Genomic DNA, 8920 nt, shown 5'->3' on the forward strand with positions numbered 1-8920 from the left:
CTCTGTTCAATACCCTATGTGAGTCACCGTTCCTCGACTTGCCGGCTCTGTCGCTGGGCATTGGACGCATGCGCGGGCGGGACCGAGGCCGTAGGAGGTCCCAGGAGGCCCTGATTCTCGGGGCAAGGCCTGGATGTATCCACGGGGGGTCTGGCGTTGAAACCAACCGTGGCTCCGCCAGCCGAGAAGGCCGATTTTCGGCCTGGCCATGCCGGCGGGAAGGAAGCTACTGACAGATAGCCAATGAAAGATGCAGGGGTGGTCTAGATGGGATCCTCGGCCGAGAAGCCCAAGGTCATCCCGATCCGCCCGGCCGCCGACCGGCTCCCCCGGGTCGACTCCATCGAGGTGGAGATGACCACGACCTGGGAAGAGATCGCCAAGGACGTTCTATGCGAGGCCGAAGAAGAGCGCCGAAAGAGACGGTGCCGGTTGAAGGCCATCAGAAGCCCCGGAGACGGAAAAGGCCCTCCCTGATCAAGAGGAGGGCCTGCTATTTCGACAGCCGATCTCGAAATGGGAATCTCTTTACCGGGCTCATTGTCGCCGCCTCAATCCGCAGAAGCTGAAGGAGTTCCGGCGAGGCGCCTACGAGCTTGAGCTGATCCCCGCCTACCCGCCGTTTCCGTCGGATGACGTCAAAGCCGAGGTCTCTCAGGGCGCGGACGTGGCGCTGGACCGTCCGCTTGGAGCAGCCGAGCTTGGCGGCGAAGTCGTGGTAGGTCCAGCTGTCGTCTTGGAGCATGATGAAGAGCAGTTGCAGGACCTTGAAGGCCTCGCGCTCGATGGGATCGCGCAAGTCGGGAGGCAGCCGCCGGGGCTTGGCCGGCCGGGCGACCCGGGCGGCTTCGAGGGCATCAGACATTGTCCCGTAGGCGTGCCGGATCTGCATGGGCGAGGGCGAGGCGGCCGGGTGCCCGGGCCGCCATTGCTCATAGGCCCGCTGGGTGAACCCAGGTCCCAGCGCGGCCGCCGCCTCTTTCAGCGCCTGTTGAATCTCCGCTCGTGCAAACCTTGGGGGGCGCGGCATCATCAATCACCATCGATCTCATTGAGGTTAGCGCCTTCCTCACAGTCACCGGCGGAAGAATCAGCCGACAACTGCTTTGATCCGGTAGTACAAGGAATCCACCACGTCCTCCGGTTTACGCCAGAAGATGTGGTTGAAGTGGCTGGTGTCAAAGTGGAGTTGCTCCTCTTCGTCCTTTCTACAGAGCCATATCACGGGTAGACCCAAAGCGTGGGCATAGCCGGCCTCGAAGTATACCCCTCCTCTTTGAAGCGTGAAATCTGCCACCATGAACCTACTCTTGCGAATCTCTACGATTATCCGATCATCGATTTTCTCAACGTGCTCTAGTTTCCACATGACTAAGGGGCTGTACTCAGCCTTAAGGATTGCGGGCTCAATGCCCTGGTTATAAAGGTCTTTGAGGTCGTCGTGAAAGGACATGGCCACAAAGGCTTGGTTCGAAGCTATGGATGACTTCTGCAGTTCCTCGTACCTCTCCCAGCCGGGGACCGTGAGGATGCACATTCCGTTGGCCCAAGAGACAAAACCCGTTTCCACTAGGTGGCGGAGGAATTGCCCAAATTCGTCCGCGTTGCGCGCATGGCAGACGGGGTAATCGAAAATGTGGCTAAGTCCGAGCCTATGGCCTGGATATGGCGAGTGGGATGCGATATGGTACAGGAGGCGGTTGAGTCTATCTGAAACGCTCATGCCGCGCCTGAGTCTAACGACTGCCTTGATGCTCTCCTTGTCAAAGGTTATGGGATTACCTTGATCTGCCCTGTTGCGGGCTTCACCCGAGAGAAAGTGTCGATCATCATAGAATTCTCTCAGGGGGTCCCTATACCTCATGAGTGAGTCCTCAACGTAGTACTGTCCGCACCAGCGGCACTGCATTTCGTGAACCTCGTCTTTGACCGATTTCTCGATAACACCATCCTGCAGACATATGGGGCAGTTCACCTGTGACCCCTCCCCCAAGCAAGAATTGTCAGCATGAGGCGTCATTCGTCGGCTCCACAGTCTCATCCTTCCCGCGGATAACGAAGAAGGCCCTCCCCGCTTGCCGAGGAGGGCCTCCGTCTGTCCGCTATTGCACGTCAAATGACCGGGGTCACTGAGGCGGGAACTGCCACTGGCCGGGGCCGTCGCCCTGGACCGCCGATGGCATCCAGGCCGTGAGTGGGGTGTCGTATACGCCGATGGCCCAGTTGGACTTATCGTTACTGCCATCCATGAAGACGATCAGGTTTGCGAGGACCGGGCTGCCGTATGGCGCGAAGACGTTGACCACGAGGGCCGGTCTTAGGCATCCGCCGGCGAGCTTGTAGAGCACCCAGTCGCCGATCTTTGGCAGGCGGATCGCAGCCGCCATCACCGGCCCGGCTCGGTAGAGGCGGATCCCCCGGATGCCTTTGTACAGGTTAAGCTCGAACTTGATCCCGACCAATTGCGTGAACTTGTCCTTGACCTCAGCCAGGTACTTGGCCAGGACGGCCGCCGATAAGGCCTCCCAGACGGCCAGCAGGGCCGGATTGCCCTTGACCAGGAAGGCCAGGGCGGCCAGCGGGAAGACGATCGGCAGGACATCGGTCTGCAGGAACCGCGGGAGCGCCCGCACGTCGAACGTCCCTGACCTGATGGCCAGGATGATGCCCAGGAGGACATTCAGCCCAACCACCAGGAGGATGCTGACGAGCAGTTTCAGCACTACCAGGTCGAAAAAGTCCATGAACGGTACCACGGTCTCAAACCCCTTTCGAATCAGATGATGGGGCCTGTCAGCTGAGCATTCGCCAACCCCAAGCGAGCAGAATCAGGAGTAGCGCGAAACAGACGGCGCGGAGTTCGAAGACGCCCAGCGCATCCCCGGGCCTTACGCCCGAGGCCCAGGCTTTCGACCGACGGATGTCCCGGATGGAGAGGTAGAACAGGTATCCGTTGACCGCCACGGTCAGGAGCCAGAGGACAAGAAACACGGCGCGGAGCACTTGGCTCAGCCCCTTTCGAGGAACTGCATCGGATCCACGGTGGCCGCCGGGTCGAATTTGCCACTCGGCAGGATCATCGGGCCGACATAGATGCCCCAGTGGAGATGCGGACCGTCTGAGTCACCACGATCAGGGCCGACGCCGCCGGATAAACCGAGCCTCTGGCCAGCGCCAGCAGCCAGGCCCTTGACGACGTCCGTGCGGCTCAAATGCGCGTAAATGCTGGTAAACTCGCCATGGTTGACGAGGACATACCGACCAAAGCCTTTGGGGTCGTACCCGACCCACGATACCTGGCCGTCGGCGACGGAGTAGACGTCGGTGCCCATCGAGGCCTTGAGGTCGACGCCGGAGTGGAACAAGCGGCCGTTGTAGATCCGGGGGCCGTAGGGCGAAGTGACGACCAGCTCGCCTTCGAGGGGCGATACCGGCCGACAGGGGACGGCGATCAGGCGGCCGGAGAGCGGCGACCAGCTGACGGCGTGACCCAGGGCCCGGAGGACCGGCGCGAGTTCGCCCCAGACGTGGCCGCCGCGGGCCTCGGGCGGGGCATCGAAAAGGACCGGCTTGCCGTTTGAGACGGCGCCGGCCCCGGGCTTGACGACGAGCATCGCCGCTGTCACCTCCGGATGAAGATCTTCCTTGACTCCAAGTCCACAACCACGCTGTAGCCGATCGCCTCGAGGGGCTTTCTGAGCGGCGGGTAGGTCCGATCGGCCCGGTACTGCCAGTCGCCGAGGTCGAGGATCTGACCATCGGGGTCGTCGACGTAGTGGAGCATTCCGGCCTCGTGGGCCTTGATGACTCGGTCGGCCAGGTCGCGGAGCACGAACGGGGCGCTGTCCAGCTCCACCGCCTGGCCGTCAACCACCATGACCCGGTCGTCGATGCCCATGATGATTTCGCGGGCGGGCTCGGGTTCGGTGGCTTCGAAGTCGGTGACCGCCCACATCTCCTGGATCGGGTAGGCATAGGAGAGGACCGCGGTCCCCCTGTCTCCCCAGTCCTCTCCCCAGCTGTTCTGAATCAGCCAACCCTCGCGGGTCCAGCCGATGAGCATGATGGCGTGGTAGCCCTTGATCTGGTCGGTGGGCTTCGGCGCCGGGATGAGCTTGCCCCCAGCCTCAAAACATGGATAGACGGCGATAGCCAGGCCAACGGGACCGAGCTGGATGAGGGCGCTCTTGGCCTCCGCCGGGGAGTAGACTCGGGCGTATCGGAGAATGCGCTGCGGAAAAGCCGCCTCGTCGGCGGCCAGCAGTTGGTTCATATAGCTCTCGCGGAACCCGGGCATCTCGCCCAGCCAGGGAAACACTTCGAAGGGTGGGATGCCGCGCTTCTGCAGGCACTTGTAGCCGTCGCGGTAGTCCATCCCTTCGCCCATGTAGGTCCCGTCGTCGCGCCGGGCATAGGAGTAACCCGGGGCCATCCGCCTGTGAGTCCCGGTGTCCTTCCAGTTGTGCCACTCGCACTGGGAAGTCAGGACGTGGGCGAGGCAGGCGCTGATCCCGTCCTGATCGAGCGTGGGCGGCCGGGGCGGGTCCTGGAGCTGCCACTCCTCGGGAATGACGTCCAGCGTCTTGATGTAGCTGAGGATGTGGTGGTCCCGATGGTCGATCGGGCTGAGGATCAGGCCATACTTGCGCTGTGCCAATTTCAATCCTCCTTTCTCAGAGCTTGATGATGGCCATAACGAGGCCGACAACCGCCCCGACGAGCGTGGTGATCAGGAGAGCGGCCCCCCATGTCGGCCGGCCGCTGAACTCCTTGCGGAGGGCGAACAGCTCCTTCCAGACCTTGTCGAGGCTTGAGTTCTGCTTCTCCTCGTGGCGGTCAAGCCGATCCTCGAGGTCGCCGACCCTCTCGACGACCCCGCTGTGGGCCGGGCACAGGATTTCGCGTGACACCGCTCCCGCCTCCCCGCTCGTTCGATTGCCAACAGGAAAGCCGCCCGGCGGCGGCTCAGATCAACCCTTCGGCCCGACATCGATCCAAGAATGATCGTTGATCCGAGTCGATCAGCCTGTCCCGCAAGATCGTGAAATCCTCTCCGGCGAGCCGCCCTTGCAGGACCACTCCCGCCGGTAACGCCGCCTGGTAGGATTCGGCCAGCTTTTGCAGAGACGTCGCCGACCAGGTCCGGCGGCCGTATGGGTTTATTGTTGGCTCGACGATGAGGATCTCGTCGAGCCCCAGCGGCAGGATGCCCTGAAGTCCAGGTATCTCCGGCAGGATCGGCCCGAGCTTGGTCGAGAGCCTGCCGGCAAGCCACGTCCTAACTTCGTTGACCGTCGGCACAGATCAAGACCCCCTTCAGATGTTCACCGCCGAAACGGCCGCGTAGTGGATGCTTCCGTCGGTATTGGAGTAGCTGAGATACTGCCCGCTGGTGATGGCGGCCTTTCCGCCGGCAAACGGATTCGAGTACGTCCCCCCGGCCATAAGCTTGACCGGGTTGGTCCCCTCAGTCACATACCAGGCCGATCCTGCGCCCCCGGCGTCGGCCATCACTGCGGTCACGATCCAGGCTTCCCCGGCGCTCGGAGTGAAGGCCGTCGTGCCACCCGCGGCCACGCTGGCCACCGCGCTCCGCACGTCGAATAGGGTACTGGCCGCCTGGATCGCGGAGACCAGGACTATCTCAGTACCTGCCCCGGCGTTTCTCAGCCGCAGATAAGCCGTGGTGGACAGCCACAGGGTTCGCCTCGCCGCCAAGGCCGTGGCGCTCGTGGCGATGTAGCTCGACTCCTCGACCGGGTGCGCCCCGTCGGTCAGGGCAGTGTAAACCCCGCCCACGTCCCCGACGATGAGGCCGACCTTCTGGACGTTGCCGGCGCCGGGCATCATCCCCTGGGTCGTGCCCGCCCCCAAACTGTAGACAGTTGAAACGACGGAGAACGCGGAGGACAGCTTCTGGGCCTGGTACTGGGCGTAAGTCGCAGCGTTGCCGGCCGGGACGTAAAACTCCAGGTAAGTGCCACTGTTGACGTATAGCCCCGGGGCCGCAAAGACGTTGCTGCCGAGGCTGATGCGGCTCGCCCCCTGGCGGACGTACCACAGGTTACCGGCCTGGTAGCCGCCAAGGAGCGAGAGAACGGCCCAGTTCTCTCCGGCGGCTGGCTGGATGGCGGTGTAGGCGTTGGACGGGCAGGAGACGTGCCCGCTGGCCAGGTTCAGTTTCGTTGCCATGCTCGTCCCCTCTTTTCGGGCTCAGAGAATGATTCCAAAGGCCGCTGCGTCGTCCAGGGTGGCGAGCTGCTTGACCGTCCCGTTCGCGTTGACGACCAGCTTACCGTTGACCATGTCGATGCCGTAGACCGCATCGGTCGGGTTCGAAGCGTGGTTCGGAACTTGGACCGGCGTAGTCCCGGCGGCCACGCTCGTCTGCAGGATGCTGGCCAGGAGGGTGCCGGCCACGGTGATCTGCCCGGTCGACACGGAATAGGTCGCCACGTCCGCCCAGGCCGCCCCCGTCCATCGCTGGATGATGAGGTTGCCGCTCGAATCAAGCACCTCACGGAACTTGTCGGCCGGGCTGGCCAGCCCCTGCTGCAACCGGCGCAGGACCTTGTAGGCACCGGCCCCGGGGGCGTCCTGGCGGTAAAGCTCCTCGGCGGCGTGATACGTCCCCGTCGTGTTCCCGGTCGGCACCACGGCTCCGAGGCTCGCGTCGGCCAGGTTGTCCGTGTAGCTCGTGGTGACGTTGTCGTTGATCGTGACGACCAGCTTCTGCGTCCCATCGGCGCCGCCGGCGGCCGTCCGGTAGATGCGACGGGCGACGGCCGCGGTACCCGCCGCGCCGGTCGGGATGGCCGTGAGGTCGACCTTCTGGCTGACCGGCGCCACCGAGGCCGAGGTCGTGCCACCTGGGGTCTCGCCCTGGAGGTGCATCGTGCCGTCTGAGTCCACATAGCCGGTAACCAGGGTGACCTTGTAGGTATAGGCCCCGTTGAGGAGCCCGGCGGTGGCGTTGACCGCCACGGTCGGGGCCCCGGGGGCGGCGATCACCCCGGCGAGGGAGATCGGCCCAACGTCGTGCAGGCCGGTGAGGGCGGCGATGATCTGCTGGATGTCGGTGTTCAGCGGGTCGGTCCCCGGGCTGAGACTCTTGAAGGCCATCGGCTCGCCCCCTAGTTGCCCTTGATCAGGATGCGATGCTGCACGGTCAGCGTCTGTGGCGGCGGGACGGCGACGCTGCCCTTGGTGACCCCGGCCATCGTGAGGTGAGCCCAGAGATGGCTGGCCTCGTCGAACAGCCCCTCCTCGGTGAACGTCCCGGCCGGGTCGGTCGACTGGTACTGCGTCACGAACTCAGCGGTGTAGTCGGTCCAGGTCTGACGGTAGGCGCAGGCCTTGCGGGTGCCCGCGGTCTCGGCGAACAGCGCGACGTCGCCGGGGGTGGTGGTGCCGGTCCCGGTGCCCAGGGCGATGCGGTCGGGGCCGGGCAGGCTGACCCCGGTGTTGAACATGGTCGCCGCGAGCCACTTGGCCATGGCCGCCCGGGCGTAGTTGGTCAAGGTGTTGTGGACGACGCGGCGCGAAACAAACCGCCCGCGCAGGTCGCGGACGGTGAAGATGGCGTACCCTTCGATGCGGGTCTCGTCGAGGAGCTCTGATTTCAGGCGGTCCGTTTGTATTCCCCCCTCCCCCACTTCCACCCGGGCTGGATCAGGGCGGTGTTGACGAAGGAGCTGTTGAGGTCGAGCTTGGCGGTGGTGTACTGGTCGACGGGGAGAGGGGCGGTCAGCAGGTCGAATGTGCTGCGGACAACCTTCGAGAGACGCGCGTCGGCATGGAGAGTGTTGGCGTGACCTACACCGGGGAATCGACATCCGACGTAAGCCAACGGATACAAGGCAGATGGCAGCGGCGGGTTACTCGTTGACGCCTTCAGAACATTGTCGACGAAAACCTGGGCCAGCAGAGGAGCGATAGTCACGCCGACCCGATGGAAGCCTTCCGTGAGGTCGGCGACGCCCGGAGAGTTGACCGGTACGTCAGCATCGTTGCGCGTCTGGAGTATCCAAGACGCAAGGGAGTCCTGGTGAACAAGCCAAATTCCTATCCCGCCGTCAGCGCGAGGGATGTGAAATGCCGCCGGATACTGTCCGAATACCTGCCGCTGACTGAGGGGACCGAAGTACATTTCCTGCTCCCAGGTGAACCCACTCAGCGGCAGCACCCCGCCGCCGATGGGGATGGAGAGGGGTTCAGGGGAGCGGGCTGAGCCGGGGAGCTGCCAGGAGGTGGCGTAGGGGTTCTGCTGGATTTGCAGACCATCCACATATACAACCTCATTGCTGTTGACCCCTGATGCTGTCCACCCCCACTCCATGCGAAATCCAGGGCTAGCCATGTCTGGCCCCTTAAGCATGTACTGCATGGAGCGAGTAGTGACGATACGTTGCCAACCAGCTGTCAGTACAACGGTGCTCGAACTCGAAACATAGGCGGAACCGCTCCACTCGTAAAGATAGAGAACAAATGCCCGTCCGATTGTGGCTCCTTCGCCCTTTACATAAAGGCTTCCACCATAGGTGCTGAGCACCGCTGTGTAGTAATCCGCATAGGCTCTCGGCGTGACATAGGTCGGGTTGTCGTGAAGCATCTTCAGTGACGCACTTCCGTGCCACGCTTGGGTCGCTACCCGCGAAATCGACCCGTTATATCCGAAAAACCCCGTCGTATCTGTCTCCACGCTGGCCTGGTTGGGTGTGAGAAGGTTCGCAACGCCCTCCTCCCCCAGCCACGCGACCCTGCTAGCCCACGGGCCGGGCTCGAAGCGGCCCAGCCCGGGCAACACCCTGGCCCCCGTGATGCGGTCGTAGGCGTCGGAGGGGCGGTCGAACGACCCGCGGAGGAAGTGCAGCCCGCCCCACTTGAACGTCGACGGGTCGCGGACCTCGGTCACGAGGCC

General features: G+C 63.5%; 13 protein-coding genes. 1 reads left to right on the plus strand and 12 read right to left on the minus strand.

Translation table 11 applies throughout. The features are described from left to right. Positions 1-267: 267 nt before the first annotated feature. Positions 268-477, plus strand: a complete 210-nt coding sequence (locus VGL40_06885; GenBank protein ID HEY3314989.1) for a hypothetical protein — start codon at positions 268-270, stop codon at positions 475-477. Positions 478-493: 16 nt separating this feature from the next. Here VGL40_06885 and VGL40_06890 read toward each other — a convergent pair whose 3' ends face one another. The 12 genes from VGL40_06890 to VGL40_06945 form a co-directional block, all read right to left on the minus strand. Then, positions 494-1033 carry a helix-turn-helix domain-containing protein gene (locus VGL40_06890; protein HEY3314990.1) on the minus strand — a complete coding sequence of 180 codons (540 nt, stop codon included), beginning with the start codon at positions 1031-1033 and terminating at the stop codon, positions 494-496. A 57-nt stretch (positions 1034-1090) separates the two neighbouring features. After that, positions 1091-1975 (minus strand): hypothetical protein, encoded by an 885-nt coding sequence (locus VGL40_06895; protein ID HEY3314991.1) that lies wholly within the window; start codon positions 1973-1975, stop codon positions 1091-1093. Positions 1976-2126: 151 nt separating this feature from the next. Then, positions 2127-2756 carry a hypothetical protein gene (locus VGL40_06900; GenBank protein HEY3314992.1) on the minus strand — a complete coding sequence of 210 codons (630 nt, stop codon included), beginning with the start codon at positions 2754-2756 and terminating at the stop codon, positions 2127-2129. A gap of 37 nt (positions 2757-2793) precedes the next feature. Next, positions 2794-3003 carry a hypothetical protein gene (locus VGL40_06905; GenBank protein HEY3314993.1) on the minus strand — a complete coding sequence of 70 codons (210 nt, stop codon included), beginning with the start codon at positions 3001-3003 and terminating at the stop codon, positions 2794-2796. Between the two features lie 5 nt (positions 3004-3008). Next, positions 3009-3614 (minus strand): M23 family metallopeptidase, encoded by a 606-nt coding sequence (locus VGL40_06910; protein HEY3314994.1) that lies wholly within the window; start codon positions 3612-3614, stop codon positions 3009-3011. An 8-nt stretch (positions 3615-3622) separates the two neighbouring features. Beyond that, positions 3623-4657 carry a C1 family peptidase gene (locus VGL40_06915; protein HEY3314995.1) on the minus strand — a complete coding sequence of 345 codons (1035 nt, stop codon included), beginning with the start codon at positions 4655-4657 and terminating at the stop codon, positions 3623-3625. Positions 4658-4673: 16 nt separating this feature from the next. After that, positions 4674-4910: a hypothetical protein gene (locus tag VGL40_06920; protein HEY3314996.1), complete on the minus strand. Its 237-nt coding sequence runs from the start codon at positions 4908-4910 to the stop codon at positions 4674-4676. 55 nt (positions 4911-4965) lie between these two features. Continuing rightward, complete coding sequence (locus VGL40_06925; GenBank protein HEY3314997.1) at positions 4966-5301, minus strand: hypothetical protein; 336 nt, start codon at positions 5299-5301, stop codon at positions 4966-4968. A 15-nt stretch (positions 5302-5316) separates the two neighbouring features. Beyond that, complete coding sequence (locus VGL40_06930) at positions 5317-6192, minus strand: hypothetical protein (GenBank protein HEY3314998.1); 876 nt, start codon at positions 6190-6192, stop codon at positions 5317-5319. Between the two features lie 21 nt (positions 6193-6213). Then, positions 6214-7122, minus strand: coding sequence for a hypothetical protein (locus VGL40_06935; protein HEY3314999.1), 909 nt, complete (start codon positions 7120-7122; stop codon positions 6214-6216). A gap of 11 nt (positions 7123-7133) precedes the next feature. Next, positions 7134-7655: a hypothetical protein gene (locus tag VGL40_06940; GenBank protein ID HEY3315000.1), complete on the minus strand. Its 522-nt coding sequence runs from the start codon at positions 7653-7655 to the stop codon at positions 7134-7136. Beyond that, the coding region (locus VGL40_06945) for a hypothetical protein (GenBank protein ID HEY3315001.1) at positions 7622-8920 on the minus strand (1299 nt) is incomplete at its 5' end. The genes VGL40_06940 and VGL40_06945, both read right to left, overlap by 34 nt.

Source organism: Bacillota bacterium (assembly GCA_036504675.1).
Classification (GTDB): Bacteria; Bacillota; Sulfobacillia; order JAJYWN01; family JAJZPE01; genus DASXUT01.

Coding starts and splice junctions, on each gene's coding strand:
- VGL40_06885 (HEY3314989.1), top strand. CDS start 268: ATGGGATCCTCGGCCGAGAAGCCCAAGGTCATCCCGATCCGCCCGGCC.
- VGL40_06890 (HEY3314990.1), bottom strand. CDS start 1,033: ATGATGCCGCGCCCCCCAAGGTTTGCACGAGCGGAGATTCAACAGGCG.
- VGL40_06910 (HEY3314994.1), bottom strand. CDS start 3,614: ATGCTCGTCGTCAAGCCCGGGGCCGGCGCCGTCTCAAACGGCAAGCCG.
- VGL40_06930 (HEY3314998.1), bottom strand. CDS start 6,192: ATGGCAACGAAACTGAACCTGGCCAGCGGGCACGTCTCCTGCCCGTCC.
- VGL40_06935 (HEY3314999.1), bottom strand. CDS start 7,122: ATGGCCTTCAAGAGTCTCAGCCCGGGGACCGACCCGCTGAACACCGAC.